Below are 13,108 nucleotides of genomic sequence, written 5' to 3'. Positions count from 1 at the left end.
GTGAAAAGTATGAACATTAAAAAATACATAAGGCCGTGCTGTAATAGTTTTGAACCATACTCTGCAGGCAGGCCGATAGAACAAATTAAGCGTGAGCTTGGGCTTAAAAAAGTTGTAAAGCTTGCCTCAAACGAAAACCCGCTTGGGCCTTCAAAACGCGCGATATTGGCAATGAAAAATGCAGCAAGTAAAGCGTATTTTTATCCCGATTCAAACTCTTATGAGCTAAAAAACGCGCTAAGCAAAAAGTTTAAAATACCAATGCCGCAAATATTGCTTGGTGCCGGCTCAGACGAGATTATTGAACTTATCGCTAAAACTTTTTTTAACCCGGGTGATGAAATAGTTGTTTCAGAAAGTGTCTTTATAAGGTATAAAATGGTCGGCAACCTTATGAATTGCAAAGTTGTAAGCGTGCCAATGAAAAATTACACGCACAACTTAAGTGCAATGTTTGCCAGGGTAAATCGTAAAACAAAGGCTGTTTTTATTGTAAACCCAAATAACCCAACTGGCACATATAACACCAAAAATGAAATTGAAGGTTTTTTAAGCGCGCTTTATAAAAAGTTTGGCAGCGCAATGCCAATAGTCGTAATTGACGAGGCATATTATGAGTTTGCGAACATAAACAAAGATTATCCACAAACACTCAAGCTAATTGAAAAGTATCCTCAGCTTATTGTATTGCGCACATTTTCAAAAATATACGCTCTTGCGGGTTTGCGCATTGGTTACGGTTTTACTTCACAGCAAGTAGCGGGTTATATTGATAGAATCAGGCCGCCATTTAATATAAACACTCAGGCGAATGTTGCCGCAATTGCAAGTTTGCAAGACACTTTGCAAGTTATCAAAAGCATTGCGCTTGTAGAAAAGGAAAAGAAACGCCTCTATAAGTTTTTTGATTCTTTAAATATAGAGTATATACCTTCCGCCGGGAACTTTATACTTATAAAAACCGCTCCCAAAAAAGGAACGAAAGTTTTTAAAGAGTTGTTAAAAAAAGGCGTAATAGCGCGTGCCATGGATGAATATAATCTTTTTGAATTTTTGCGTGTAAGTATTGGTCTTGTTGCTGAGAACACATTCTTTATGAAAGCGCTTAAAAAGGTAATTAATAAATGATAATTACACTAAAGCGTGGTGCAGCAAAAAAAGATGTGGATGCGGTAATTAATAAAATAAAAAAGTTAAAGTACTTGCCGCATATTTCAAAAGGCAAAGATGTTACCATAATAGGTATGATTGGTGAACGCGCTGAAATATACAAAGAGGCCTTTGAAGCGCTTACAGCGGTTGAACACATAAGCGAAATAGAAAAGCCATATAAACTTGCCAGCCGCGACTTTAAAAAAACAAACACAATCGTTAAAGTTGGAAAGCTTGAAATTGGAAGCAATAAAGTTGTTGTAATGGCTGGCCCATGCGCGGTTGAAGCAAAAGGCATCACAATTAAGGCGGCACAAATTGTAAAAGCATGTGGTGCAAGCGTGTTGCGTGGTGGAGCATTTAAACCAAGGAGTTCGCCCTATGCTTTTCAGGGCCTTGGTGAAAAGGGTTTGGTAATTTTATCTCAAGCTAAAAAACAAACCGGCTTAGCAGTTGTAAGCGAGGCAATGACCATAGCTGAAGTTTCGCTTGTCGCAAAGTATTGCGATATAATTCAAATTGGCGCGCGTAATGTGCAAAATTATGATTTGCTAAAAGCCGCAGGCAAGCAAAGAAAACCTGTACTTTTAAAGCGCGGTATGGCAACAACCATAAAAGAATTTCTGCTTTCGGCCGAGTATATTCTCTCGCAGGGCAACTACAATGTAATGCTTTGTGAGCGCGGCATAAGAACATTTGAAGATTCAACCCGCTTTACGCTTGATTTAAATGCTGTGCCTGTGTTAAAAAAACTTACTCATTTGCCGATAATAGTTGACCCTTCGCACGGCATTGGTATAAGGGAACATATACCAGCAATGGCAAAGGCGGCTTTGGCTTGTGGTGCAGACGGGCTTATAATTGAAGTGCACCCAAACCCGCAAGAAGCACTCTCCGATGGGCCACAGAGTTTGACCCCACAAGAGTTTGAAGCTTTAATGAATGATTTAAGAGTGCTTGCAAAGGCCATTGGAAGAAGCATCTAATAGTAAAATTTCAATCTACTTTAACTTAATAATTGTGGGATGGTTACCAAATCATTCCTTCTCCCCTTGGTGGGAGAAGGGTAGGATGAGGGGGTCAAAAGTAAAATGTTATCAAATGCACACCCTCACCTCAATCCTCTCCCATCAAGGGAGAGGAAGAAAGAATTGGAATCGCTGATACCGCACAGCAAGTTGGGTGGAGATTCATTATTTTAATAGAATTTTAAAAAATCTAAAATGAAAAAAATTGCAATAATCGGAGTTGGTTTAATAGGCGGTTCGCTGGGTATGGCGCTCAAAGAACGCCACGATGGAGATTTTTTTGTTATTGGCATCGGCAGAGATATAAAAAAACTCAAACTTGCAAAAAAACTTGGCGCATTAGATGAGTTTTCAACCGAATTTTCTGCCGCATCCAAAGCAGATATAGTTGTTATATGCACACCGGTAAATACAATCGGAGTGATTGTAAAAAACATTTTACCGCACATTAAAGAGAACTGTGTAATAACTGATGCCGGCGGCGTAAAAGAACTTGTAATTAATAATGTAAAAAAAGTTTTAAAAGAAAATAAATCAAAAATAAATTTTGTCGGCTCACACCCCATGGCTGGCAAAGAAAAAAGCGGCATAAGATCTGCAACTTCCAAACTTTTTAACGGTGCCACAGTTATTTTAACTCCTGAATTATCAAACCAAAAATCATTAAACCTTGTTCGTGCTCTTTGGCAAAGTTGTGGCGCAACCGTAATAGAAATGCCTTGCAAAAAGCACGATGAAGCTGTTGCGCTTGTAAGCCACATACCGCATATAATAGCGTTTTCCATTTCTGAACTATGCGGTAAAAAGTTAAAAGAAATTCCTGAGCTTCCATTAATTGCCGCCAGTTCTTTTAGAGATATTACCCGTGTGGCGCTTTCAAACCCTGCCGACTGGGCTGTTATATGCAATTCAAATAAATCCGCACTCAATAACGCACTTGGCAATTTATTAAAAATTCTCTCACACTCACATCAAGCTCTTAAAGCAAAAGATAAACTTGAAAAACAGTTTTTAGTAGGGCACATTGCAAAAAAAGAATTTAAGAGCAATAAGAAATGAATTCACATTGGGAATTTTCTCGCGTAAAAAAACTTAGCGGTGAAATTAGCGTGCCTGCAGATAAGTCAATAACACATCGGGCGATAATGTTTTCAAGTATTGCAAACGGTGTGTCTCGTATAGAAAATTACCTTGCTTCAGGTGATTGCAACGCCACTATAAGGGCTTTTTCGTCAATGGATTTTTCAAAGCTCCCTTGTTCTGAAGGCATGGGTGTTCGCATAATTGAAGAAGGTAGTACTCTTGAAATTCATGGAGTTGGATTGAATGGGCTAATTGTCCCAAAAACCCAAATTGATGCCGGAAACTCTGGCACAACTGTTAGATTGTTAAGCGGAATACTTGCAGGTCAAAATTTTTCTTCAACAATGGTTGGAGATGCAAGTTTATCTAAACGGCCAATGAAGCGAATAATAGAGCCGTTGTCAGAAATGGGTGCTGTTTTTAGCCTGAAAGAAAATAGTCACCTACCATTTACAATAACCGGCTCAAAAAATTTAAAAGCAATAAATTATAAATCTCTTATTTCAAGCGCTCAGGTAAAATCGTGCATTTTGCTTGCAGGGCTTTATGCAAATGGTGTTACAACATTTAGCGAACCCACAAAGTCGCGTGATCATACCGAAAGAATGCTTAAAGCGCGCGGTGCAAAACTTAATGTTGATGGCAACACAGTTAGTATTGAAAAAACAAATGAACTAAAAGCAATGGATATGGTTGTTCCTGGCGATATATCTTCTGCCGCGTTTTTCATTGTAGCTGGTTTAATAGTTCCAAATTCAAAAATTACTTTAAAAAATGTTGGAATAAATCCAACAAGAGATGGCATACTTGAAATTTTAAAGAAAATGGGCGCAAAAATTACTTTGCAAAACAAGCGCGATGTTTGCGGCGAACCTGTGGTGGATATTTTAGTTGAAAGCTCAGAGCTTAAAGCGGTTGAATTTGGCGGCGAAATAATTCCACGGCTCATAGATGAAATACCAATTCTTGCGCTTGCCGCAACACAGGCAAAAGGGCAAACAAAGATATATGGTGCGCAGGAATTGCGTGTAAAAGAAAGCGACCGTATTAAAACCATTGCAAGCGAACTTACAAAAATGGGCGCGGATATAGAAGAAACAGAAGATGGTTTAATAATAAACGGACCTACAAAGCTAAAAGGTGCCAAAGTTGAAAGCTATAATGATCACAGAATTGCAATGATGCTTTCAATAGCGTCTTTAATTGCTGATGGCAAAACATATATAAACGATGTAGTATGTGTGGGCACATCTTACGCAAAGTTTCGAAGTGATTTGGATAGTATAAAAGGCGCTTAGCTTATGGCAAAAGTAAATGGTAATGGACTGCTTTTTAGAATTGGCAGGTTTGTATATCGTTCTTTGTTTTCAACAATTTGGCGCGCAGAAGTTATTGGCTCAGAGAATGTACCAAAAACTGGCGGAGTTATAATTGCACCAAACCATTTAAGCCTGGCTGATCCGCCCTTAACAGGTTCTTATTTAAGTCGGCCATTATTTTTTATGGCAAAAAAAGAGCTCTTTAAAATTCCTGTGTTTGGTAAGATAATTTCAATGGTAAATGCCTTCCCTGTTGCACGCAACAAGCAGGATGTTGGAGCTTTTAGAACAGCAATAAAGTTATTAAAAAGGGGTAACGCTTTGCTTATATTTCCGGAAGGAACCCGCTCAAGAAACGGCCAAATAGGGAATGCCCGCTCAGGTATAGCTATGATAGCCGCTGCCGCAAATGTGCCGGTTGTGCCGGTAAGAATAATAAACTCAAACAATATTTTAAAATTAGGCAGAGTGAAAATTGTTTATGGTAGCGCTATGTTGCCACCTGTGTTTGGGCAAAAAGGTGAATATAAAAAATTTGCAGAACAAATAATTGAAGAGATAAAAAAGCTTTGATTTTAATAAAGTAAATAAATGAAAATATTAATTGCCGATAAAGCCGGTTTTTGTTTTGGGGTTCGCAGGGCTGTAAGTATTGCTGAAGAGTCGGTAGCAAAAAGAAAAGAAATTTATACTTTTGGGCCGCTAATTCACAACCCTCAGGAAATAGGTCGGCTGGAATCTATTGGTGTAAAAACACTTGATAAGCCAAACTCAAAAAAAGGAAGCGTGCTTGTTATAAGAACGCATGGTATTCCTGACGGTCTGGCTGAAAAGATAAAAGCAAAAGGTGTAAAACTTGTAGATGCCACTTGCCCGTTTGTTAAGAGAGCGCAAGAGGTTGTAAAAGACCTCTCCGATAAAGGGTATCAGGTTATTATTGCAGGTGATAGAGAGCATCCAGAAGTAAAAGCGCTAACATCTTACGGTGGAAAGTTTTGCAGGGTTGTTGAAAATGCTGCAGAAGTAAAAAAAATTAAACTAAAAGATAAAATTGGCGTAATAAGCCAAACAACGCAAGACCCATATAATTTTAAAGAAATTGTTGAGTGCATAAAAAAATATAGTCCAAACGCGAAAATACATAACACAATTTGCCGTGCCACTATCGACAGACAGGAAAGCGCAAGAAAATTGGCAAGAAAAGTTGATTTGCTTATAGTTGTTGGCGGTAAAAACTCGGGCAACACAAGGCGCCTTTATGAAATTGCTTCTGAAATAGTAAAAACTAAATGGATAGAAACGCAAAACGAAATAAAACCACAGTGGTTTGTTGGGGTAAAAACAGTTGGCATAACCGCGGGAGCCTCAACGCCGCATTGGATTATAGAAGAAGTCAAAAATAAAATAGTAAGTAAGCAAGACCGCAGAAAACGGAGGCAAAAATGATTATTCTTACAGGCGGAGCTGGTTTTATAGGCAGTTGTTTTTTGTGGAAACTAAATCAGCTTGGTATTACCGATATTATGGTTGTTGATAACCTTGATTCCAGTGAAAAATGGAAAAACCTGCTTGGCAAAAAGTTTAGCGATTATTTACAAAAAGAAGAGTTTCATAAGCTTTTGCTTAGCGGCAAGTTGCCAAAGGCAAAAAAAGTTATTCATATAGGCGCTTGTAGTTCTACAACGCTTTGCGATGGTGATTACTTTATAAAAAACAATTTTGAATTTTCTAAAGATCTTGCAAAGTGGTCAATTAAAAACAAAACAAATTTTTTCTATGCGTCTTCCGCCGCAACTTATGGCGATGGTTTAAACGGCTACGATGATGAGCATAGCAAAGTTTATAATTTGCGGCCATTAAATGTTTATGGTTTTTCAAAGCAGATATTTGATTTGTGGATTTTACAAAACGGCTTGGCAGATAAAACAACGGGTTTTAAGTTCTTCAATGTGTTTGGTCCAAATGAATATCACAAAGGTGATATGAGAAGCGTTGTTTGCAAAATGTTCCCGGACGCAAAAGACAAAGGTGTTATGCGTCTTTTTAAATCGTATAAAAAGGAATACTCAGATGGCGAGCAACTGCGTGATTTTGTTTACATAAAAGATGTTGTTGAAGTTATGAATTTTTTCTTTCAAAACCCTTCTAAAACCGGTATTTACAACATAGGCACTGGCAAGGCCAGAAGTTGGAATGATATCGCTAATGCGGTCTTTGGTGCACTTAATAAAACGCCAAAAATTGAGTATGTAGAAATGCCCGAAAATATAAAAGAGCGGTATCAATACTTTACCCAGGCCAATATGGATAAAGTTAATGCAGTGGGATGTAAACATAAGTTTATGACTCTTGAAGAGTCGGTTAGGGATTACGCTAAGTATTTGCTTAATAACACTTACTTATAATTTATCAATTTCAATTGGAGAAAAAATGAGTTTCAAATATTTAAGAGAATTGCCATCACCAAAAGATTTAATTAGTCAGATGCCTTTGCCTCAGGCATTATTGGCCAAAAAGAAAAGCATAGATAAAGAAGTGCGAGATGTATTTGAGCGCAAAAGTCAGAAATTTATTTTGATAATTGGGCCGTGTTCTGCCGATAACGAAGATGCTTTGGTGGACTACTGTGTTCGTCTTGCAAAGGTTAAGGAAAAAGTATTAGACAAGCTCATTCTTATCCCGCGCGTTTACACAAACAAACCAAGAACAACCGGTGCGGGCTACAAGGGAATGGCCCATCAACCCGACCCAACAGAAGAACCCAATATGGTAAATGGCATAACAGCTATTAGAAAAATGCACTTACGAGTTATTAAAGAATCTGGCTTTACCGCGGCCGATGAAATGCTTTACCCGGGCAATTATCCGTACCTTGAAGATATTTTAAGTTATGTTGCAATAGGCGCAAGATCTGTTGAAAACCAACAACACCGCTTAACAGTTAGCGGGTTAGATATTCCTTGCGGAATGAAAAACCCGACCAGCGGCGACCTTACCGTAATGTTAAACTCTGTGCAAGCCGCGCAGTTGTCGCATACATTTGCCTATAACTCATGGGAAGTTAAAACTACTGGTAATGAACTTGCTCATTGCATACTCAGGGGAGCTGTAAACCAGTACGGTTTAACAATACCAAATTATCATTACGAAGATTTGCAGCTCTTAAGTCAAATGTACCTTAAAAGAACACTTGAAAACCGTGCGATAATAGTAGATGCAAACCATGCCAACTCAGGCAAAAAGTTTAGTGAACAACCCAGAATTTGTTTAGAAGTTATGCATAGCAGAAGAAAATCAGACCAAATCCATAATATGGTAAAAGGTTTAATGATTGAAAGTTACATTGAAGAGGGCTTAAGAGACGCATCAGTTGAGGGGTATGGCAAATCAATTACCGATGCCTGCCTTGGCTGGGCGGATTCCGAAAAACTTATTTACGATATTGCAGAAGCATTATAATGCATAAAAAACAGAGTTAAGGATATATAAATGTCAAAAGTAAGATTTGGGCTTTCAATTGATAAAAAATTAGCTCAAGATTTTGACCACTTAAGCAAAGCAAGGAAGCATTCAAACCGCTCAAAAGCCATAGAAGATTTAATGCGCCAAGAGTTGCTTTTCTCATCGGTTGCTTCGCTAAAAGGTAATATTGCCGGTGCTTTTAGCATGGTTTATAACCATCATAGAAGAGACCTTGTAAACAAAATTATTGATATTCAACACGATGCCGGTGATGTAATTATATCCTCGCAGCATGTGCACCTTGATCACAATAATTGCCTTGAAATTTTGGTTTTAAAAGGCAATGCCGAACTAATAAATAAACTCACCGACACAATAAGAGCCCAAAAAGGTGTAACAAATTGTGGGTTAATAATAGCATCGCACACCTCTCCAGCGGCAAAATCCTCAAAACACAAATAAATCCCCTAAATTTGCCTTGTAAAAAATACCTTCTATTTCTGTTTGTTTCAAGTTAATTCTTTTATAGTTGTCATATAGAACCTCGCCAAAGGCGGGGAGGGATCTTTCATTTTTTATTGATTAGTTGACATAGTTTTAATTTTTGTGCTACAATACTAAACATTCGTAACACGAATTGTTTTGTGATTGCGAAAAATTAACGATGAAGGAGGAGAAAAAAAGTGAAAAGTAAGATGTTGATTTTGATTTTCATTGTCGCTTTATTGTCTTTTGCAGGAGTTAGTGCTTTTGCATCGCACCCACTGACTACAGATGATGCTGGTGTGCTTGGAACTGGTAATTATGAACTTGAAGTTGGCTACAATAATGCTTTTTCAGATAGCGATATTCGCAACATAACTTCAGGTATTTCCTTAAAGCAAGGAATAACTGATAAGCTTGACCTTGGTTTATCATTCCCATATCAAATTGATCCTGTTAGCAATGAACGATTTGGTGAAGCAGCACTTTCACTTAAGTTTTCTCTAATAAAGGATTTGCTTGCAATATCTTATACAAACGAGTGCGGTGAGAGTTCGTACGCGCTAAATGCAATATGTTCATACGAATTTAAACCATTTATAACTCATTGCAATCTTGGTTATTTACAAAGCGGTGATGAAACCATAAACGGTATTACAAATTACTCTGCCGCTATTGAGTACCCGCTTGAAAAATTTGATGTTGTTGGAGAGGTTCTTGGAAATGATGATGGTACCTCTCAAAGTGGTTTTGCAAATTGGCTTGTTGGGCTAAGGTATAAACTAAATGAAAAAAATATAGTTAGTGCTGGTTTCGGAAAAAGTTTTAAGGATGCATCAAATAATGTTGTATTTGGTTATCATTTAAATTTTTAGGAGATAAAATAATGCATATCCCAGACGGATATTTAGGGCCGGTAACAAGCGGATTCTTTTATGTTGTAATGCTCCCAATTTGGGCTTTCGCTTCAAAAATAGTTAAGAAAACATTAAAAGTTAAGCAGGTGCCGCTTCTTGCAATAGGGGCAGCTTTCAGTTTTGTAATTATGATGTTTAATGTGCCTATTCCGGGTGGCAGTACAGGCCATGCGGTGGGTGGAGTACTGATTGCTATATTGCTAGGACCATGGGCGGCATGCATAGCTATTACCGTAGCGCTTGTTGTACAGGCACTTATGTTTGGCGATGGAGGTATAACCGCAATAGGGGCAAATTGTTTTAATATGGCCTTTGTGTTGCCATTTGTGGGTTATTATGTTTACCGAATAATAAGTGGAAGTTCGCCAATTAATTCCAATAGAAGAGTAATAGCTGCTGGTATAGCGGCATATATAGGAATAAATGTTGCGGCATTAATTGCCGGAATAGAGTTTGGGCTTCAACCACTTTTGCACCACACGGCAACTGGACAGACATTATACTGTCCGTATGGGCTTAGAACCGCTGTTACAGCTATGTGTTCTGAGCATTTGCTGGTTTTTGGCTTGGTAGAGGCATTGGTTACTGCATTGGTTATAAAATATTTACAGAAACAGGATCCGGCCCTTCTTATAGGGTGCGAGGGGAATTAAACTATGAAAACAATAACTAAACTTTGGATTGGAATAGCAATATTGATAGTTCTTTCACCTTTGGGGTTGCTTCTTCCTGACCACTTTAAAGCTGGGACAGCATGGGGTGAGTGGGGTGTTGATGAAATAGGCAAGATGACAGGATATGTACCTCAAGGGCTTGCGAAGCTTTCGGAGTTGTGGAAAGCCCCATTTCCAGATTATGCCTTTAACGGCTGGGAAGAAAAAGGTATAATGCACTTAAGCTTGGCTTATATATTCTCGGCGGTTGTTGGTATTTGCATTATCGCGGCACTTGCGTGGCTTATAGGAAAACTTCTTACAAAAAAGGAATAAAATTAGCTTGCAAAAAAAACCAAAACACAGTTTTATAGAGCGCTCTATAATGGGCGCTCTTTCTTTCCTGAAAGAGTCAGTTTATGCTGATGAAACCGCGGGGCTTCCCGGTCTTATGCAAGCGCGCGACCCAAGGATTAAGGTAATTACCGTTTTCCTGCTGGTTGCGTTGCTTTTGTTTGTTAAAAGTACAGCAGTTTTGTTTGGGTTTTATGTTCTTTGCCTTGTGGCGGCAAAATTGTCGCATATTAATATGAGTTTTTTTCTTAAGAGGACATGGTTTTTTATCCCATTGTTTTCGTTATTTATTGCTATACCGGCTCTTTTTAGTTTTGTTACTCCTGGTAATGAAGTTGCGGGTTTTTCATTAGGAAATTACAGAATTGCTGTTACGCAGCAAGGAATTTCTGGTGCATTGCTTTTTGTGATGCGGGTAATAACATCGGTGTCACTGGTTATTTTAGTTGCGCTTACCACAAAACACAACGAACTGCTGAAAGTCCTGCGTGCCGTAAAAATTCCGCAATTGTTTGTTATGGTTCTCGGTATGTGTTACCGCTATATTTATCTTTTTGTTGAAATGCTGGAGCAGACTCATACAGCGGTAAAAAGTCGGGTTGGTACGAATGTGCATCATAAACGAGGCCGCCAGATAGTTACCTGGAACATAGCCAGTTTATGGATGCGTTCTTATCAGCTTAACAACCAGGTGTATAATGCCATGCTTTCCCGCGGTTATCGCGGAGAACCAAAATCAATGCATGAATTTAGTACCTCTATTGGAGACTGGTTTTGGCTTGCGGTGGTGATAGTAATTTCTGCCGGAATTTATGTACTGCTACGGCCAGTAAGGATTTTTGGTATATGAACGAACCTATTTTTGAACTAAAAGATGTTTCGTATTCCTATTTGGGCAGATTTCAAGCACTAAAAGCGATAAATATGAAAGTTTTTGCTGGGGAAAAAATCGCACTTATCGGTGCTAATGGAACCGGGAAATCAACTATATTAAACCTGCTTGACGGACTGCTATTTCCAGATAAAGGTGAGGCATTTGCATACGGCAGGAAGTTTAGTGAAGATATTTTTGCAGATGAAGAGTTCTCTCAGTTTTTCAGGAGTAGTGTTGGTCTTGTGTTTCAGAACCCGGACGCACAGTTGTTTTGCCCGACCGTTGAAGAGGATATTATTTTTGGGCCGTTACAATTGGGTGTTTCGAAAGAAGAAATTAAAGTACGACTTTCAAAACTGTCTGAGTTCCTTGAGATAAAGGAACTACTCGGCAGGTCTCCGCATCAGTTGAGTGTTGGGGAAAAACGCAAGGCCGCCATAGCTTCAGTGCTTTCCATGGATACCGAAGTTATCCTGCTGGACGAGCCTACCGCAGGTCTTGACCCGCATACTTCAAGGCACATAGTTGACATGATTATTGAAGCAGGCTCAAAAGGTAAAACAGTTATTACTGCTACCCACGACTTGCATATAGTGGCAGAAATAGCTGATACCGTGTATGTTTTTGATAAAACTAAAAGTATAATTCGCTCAGGAACCCCGAAACAAATCCTTTCTGATAATGAATTTCTTACAGCAAACAATCTCCTGCATATTCATAGCCACAAGCATAACGGCAAGGTTCATTCTCACACGCACACACATCTGGATCACCACACGGATTAATTGTGGTTTCCTCATGCTCATCTGCCAATTTACAAAATAATCTTTTAACAATTTGCTAAGGCATTTTGTATAATAAACTCCATGAAAAATATAGAATCAAAAAATAACCAGACCGCAAAATATGTGCGTGAGCTTTTAACTGACAAAAAGTTTCGCAGAGCTGAAGGTAAGTTTGTTCTTGAAGGCCCTAAATTTTTAAATCTTCAAAAAACACCAATTTTAGTAGTTGTTGAAGCCGGCAAAGAACCACCACTTCATTTAGCACAAAATACCTACACAACCACCCCAGAGGTTTTTAAATCAATAAGCGACACACAAACAACCCAAGGCATACTTGCGGTTTTTGACTTTAAAGTAACTCCGTTTTCCGTACATCAAAAAGGCAAAATGCTTTTGCTTGACTCAGTGCAAGACCCAGGTAACCTCGGTGCCGCTGTAAGGTCGGCCGTTGCCTTTGGGTTTAATAAAATTATTTTATTCGGCCAGTGCGCTGACCCATTTTCGCCAAAGGCAGCTCGTGCATCAGCTGGTGCTGTGTTAGATGCGGAATTTTTTGAGTTAGAAAGTGCCTCCAATTTATCGGAACATTTTATAATAGTCGCGGATGCAAGCGGTGAAAGTGTTATAGATTATTCGTGGCCGAACGAATACATTCTTGCAATAGGTAGCGAGGGCTCAGGAATATCAGACGATATAAAAAAATATTGCAAAAAAACACTTGCAATTCCTATAGACAATGTTGAGTCGTTAAATGCGGCTGTTTCAACGGGTATTTTACTTTTCTGTGCTGCCAAAAATAGACATCCTCTATAACTCCAGGATGTCTTTGATGTCATTGCGGTACCCGACCACGACTCTCGGGTATAAATTCCAACCGCAATCCATAAAGTCTGTCATTCCGGGCATAATACTCAAAAAGTGTTGCTATTTTTGATAGTTTTGAAGTAGCAAAACCATTTTAAGTAACTAATTTTATGATTTTCAGAAAGACCACGATG

At 38.6% G+C, this 13,108-nt stretch carries 15 protein-coding genes; all 15 read left to right on the top strand.

All coding sequences use genetic code 11. The annotated features are described in order from the left end of the window. Window positions 1-9 precede the first annotated feature (9 nt). The 15 genes from hisC (at window position 10) to M0Q46_02150 (ending at window position 12,923) form a co-directional block, all read left to right on the top strand. On the top strand, window positions 10-1,128 hold the full coding sequence (gene hisC, locus M0Q46_02220; GenBank protein ID MCK9582428.1) for a histidinol-phosphate transaminase: 1,119 nt from the start codon (window positions 10-12) through the stop codon (window positions 1,126-1,128). Further along, window positions 1,125-2,138, top strand: coding sequence for a 3-deoxy-7-phosphoheptulonate synthase (gene aroF / locus M0Q46_02215; GenBank protein ID MCK9582427.1), 1,014 nt, complete (start codon window positions 1,125-1,127; stop codon window positions 2,136-2,138). The genes hisC and aroF overlap by 4 nt, the downstream gene beginning before the upstream one ends. Window positions 2,139-2,375: 237 nt before the next feature. Further along, the gene (locus M0Q46_02210) at window positions 2,376-3,239 is read left to right on the top strand and encodes a prephenate dehydrogenase/arogenate dehydrogenase family protein (protein MCK9582426.1); all 864 of its coding nucleotides are present in this window, start codon (window positions 2,376-2,378) and stop codon (window positions 3,237-3,239) included. Next, window positions 3,236-4,561, top strand: coding sequence for a 3-phosphoshikimate 1-carboxyvinyltransferase (gene aroA, locus M0Q46_02205; protein MCK9582425.1), 1,326 nt, complete (start codon window positions 3,236-3,238; stop codon window positions 4,559-4,561). The genes M0Q46_02210 and aroA overlap by 4 nt, the downstream gene beginning before the upstream one ends. 3 nt (window positions 4,562-4,564) lie before the next feature. Further along, window positions 4,565-5,155: a 1-acyl-sn-glycerol-3-phosphate acyltransferase gene (locus M0Q46_02200; protein MCK9582424.1), complete on the top strand. Its 591-nt coding sequence runs from the start codon at window positions 4,565-4,567 to the stop codon at window positions 5,153-5,155. An 18-nt stretch (window positions 5,156-5,173) separates the two neighbouring features. Next, the gene (locus tag M0Q46_02195) at window positions 5,174-6,028 is read left to right on the top strand and encodes a 4-hydroxy-3-methylbut-2-enyl diphosphate reductase (protein MCK9582423.1); all 855 of its coding nucleotides are present in this window, start codon (window positions 5,174-5,176) and stop codon (window positions 6,026-6,028) included. Beyond that, window positions 6,025-6,987, top strand: coding sequence for an ADP-glyceromanno-heptose 6-epimerase (gene rfaD, locus M0Q46_02190; GenBank protein ID MCK9582422.1), 963 nt, complete (start codon window positions 6,025-6,027; stop codon window positions 6,985-6,987). The genes M0Q46_02195 and rfaD overlap by 4 nt, the downstream gene beginning before the upstream one ends. A 25-nt stretch (window positions 6,988-7,012) precedes the next feature. Beyond that, window positions 7,013-8,041, top strand: coding sequence for a 3-deoxy-7-phosphoheptulonate synthase (locus M0Q46_02185; GenBank protein ID MCK9582421.1), 1,029 nt, complete (start codon window positions 7,013-7,015; stop codon window positions 8,039-8,041). Between the two features lie 30 nt (window positions 8,042-8,071). Further along, window positions 8,072-8,506, top strand: a complete 435-nt coding sequence (gene nikR / locus M0Q46_02180) for a nickel-responsive transcriptional regulator NikR (GenBank protein ID MCK9582420.1) — start codon at window positions 8,072-8,074, stop codon at window positions 8,504-8,506. A gap of 221 nt (window positions 8,507-8,727) precedes the next feature. Continuing rightward, entirely contained in the window at window positions 8,728-9,402 is a 675-nt protein-coding gene (locus tag M0Q46_02175) for a hypothetical protein (protein MCK9582419.1), read from the top strand. Window positions 9,403-9,413: 11 nt separating this feature from the next. Beyond that, the gene (cbiM, locus tag M0Q46_02170; GenBank protein MCK9582418.1) at window positions 9,414-10,097 is read left to right on the top strand and encodes a cobalt transporter CbiM; all 684 of its coding nucleotides are present in this window, start codon (window positions 9,414-9,416) and stop codon (window positions 10,095-10,097) included. A 3-nt stretch (window positions 10,098-10,100) separates the two neighbouring features. Beyond that, window positions 10,101-10,433 (top strand): PDGLE domain-containing protein, encoded by a 333-nt coding sequence (locus M0Q46_02165; GenBank protein ID MCK9582417.1) that lies wholly within the window; start codon window positions 10,101-10,103, stop codon window positions 10,431-10,433. Window positions 10,434-10,440: 7 nt separating this feature from the next. Further along, the gene (cbiQ, locus tag M0Q46_02160; protein MCK9582416.1) at window positions 10,441-11,301 is read left to right on the top strand and encodes a cobalt ECF transporter T component CbiQ; all 861 of its coding nucleotides are present in this window, start codon (window positions 10,441-10,443) and stop codon (window positions 11,299-11,301) included. Beyond that, the gene (locus M0Q46_02155; GenBank protein MCK9582415.1) at window positions 11,298-12,110 is read left to right on the top strand and encodes an energy-coupling factor ABC transporter ATP-binding protein; all 813 of its coding nucleotides are present in this window, start codon (window positions 11,298-11,300) and stop codon (window positions 12,108-12,110) included. Before cbiQ ends, M0Q46_02155 begins: the two co-directional genes overlap by 4 nt. Window positions 12,111-12,191: 81 nt before the next feature. After that, on the top strand, window positions 12,192-12,923 hold the full coding sequence (locus M0Q46_02150) for an RNA methyltransferase (protein MCK9582414.1): 732 nt from the start codon (window positions 12,192-12,194) through the stop codon (window positions 12,921-12,923). Window positions 12,924-13,108: the final 185 nt, after the last annotated feature.

The sequence above is a fragment of the Endomicrobiales bacterium genome (genome assembly GCA_023228045.1).
In the GTDB taxonomy this organism is placed as follows: domain Bacteria; phylum Elusimicrobiota; class Endomicrobiia; order Endomicrobiales; family JALOBY01; genus JALOBY01.
Note: the sequence above shows the minus strand (reverse complement) of the source record. Positions and strands in the feature narration are given on the sequence as shown.

What these genes read in the sequence shown, in the direction of transcription:
- cbiM (MCK9582418.1), top strand. Translation starts at nt 9,414, where the DNA reads ATGCATATCCCAGACGGATATTTAGGGCCGGTAACAAGCGGATTCTTT.
- aroA (MCK9582425.1), top strand. Translation starts at nt 3,236, where the DNA reads ATGAATTCACATTGGGAATTTTCTCGCGTAAAAAAACTTAGCGGTGAA.
- hisC (MCK9582428.1), top strand. Translation starts at nt 10, where the DNA reads ATGAACATTAAAAAATACATAAGGCCGTGCTGTAATAGTTTTGAACCA.
- M0Q46_02195 (MCK9582423.1), top strand. Translation starts at nt 5,174, where the DNA reads ATGAAAATATTAATTGCCGATAAAGCCGGTTTTTGTTTTGGGGTTCGC.
- M0Q46_02165 (MCK9582417.1), top strand. Translation starts at nt 10,101, where the DNA reads ATGAAAACAATAACTAAACTTTGGATTGGAATAGCAATATTGATAGTT.
- rfaD (MCK9582422.1), top strand. Translation starts at nt 6,025, where the DNA reads ATGATTATTCTTACAGGCGGAGCTGGTTTTATAGGCAGTTGTTTTTTG.
- nikR (MCK9582420.1), top strand. Translation starts at nt 8,072, where the DNA reads ATGTCAAAAGTAAGATTTGGGCTTTCAATTGATAAAAAATTAGCTCAA.
- M0Q46_02210 (MCK9582426.1), top strand. Translation starts at nt 2,376, where the DNA reads ATGAAAAAAATTGCAATAATCGGAGTTGGTTTAATAGGCGGTTCGCTG.
- M0Q46_02185 (MCK9582421.1), top strand. Translation starts at nt 7,013, where the DNA reads ATGAGTTTCAAATATTTAAGAGAATTGCCATCACCAAAAGATTTAATT.
- M0Q46_02155 (MCK9582415.1), top strand. Translation starts at nt 11,298, where the DNA reads ATGAACGAACCTATTTTTGAACTAAAAGATGTTTCGTATTCCTATTTG.
- M0Q46_02200 (MCK9582424.1), top strand. Translation starts at nt 4,565, where the DNA reads ATGGCAAAAGTAAATGGTAATGGACTGCTTTTTAGAATTGGCAGGTTT.
- M0Q46_02150 (MCK9582414.1), top strand. Translation starts at nt 12,192, where the DNA reads ATGAAAAATATAGAATCAAAAAATAACCAGACCGCAAAATATGTGCGT.
- aroF (MCK9582427.1), top strand. Translation starts at nt 1,125, where the DNA reads ATGATAATTACACTAAAGCGTGGTGCAGCAAAAAAAGATGTGGATGCG.